This window comes from Enterobacter sp. R-1.6.2, from assembly GCF_035064085.1.
In the GTDB taxonomy this organism is placed as follows: Bacteria; Pseudomonadota; Gammaproteobacteria; order Enterobacterales; family Enterobacteriaceae; genus Enterobacter; species Enterobacter asburiae_B.
Genome location: NZ_JASEYI010000164.1, coordinates 1 through 207 on the forward strand (window position 1 = coordinate 1; position 207 = coordinate 207).

Annotated in this window: 1 pseudogene; it reads left to right on the forward strand. The window is 60.4% G+C overall.

Going from position 1 to position 207, the window contains the following annotated elements:
* Window positions 1–79 precede the first annotated feature (79 nt).
* Window positions 80–207, forward strand: a pseudogene (locus QMN93_RS26245) (IS1 family transposase); the annotation flags it as partial.

Consider the following 207-nt stretch of genomic DNA (forward strand, 5'->3'; position numbering starts at 1 on the left):
GGCGGCCTCAGTCCGGAGGCCTTCGAACAGGCCTCATCGTGAGGACAGAATTTGTCTACGGGCGTGGGGTCAGTCCAACGCCTATGACAGGATGCGCAGGACGGTGGTGGCACACGTCTTTGGTGAGCGTACTCTGGCCACACTGGAGCGTCTTCTGGAGCTGCTGTCGGTCTTTGATGTGGTGGTATGGATGACGGATGGCTGGCC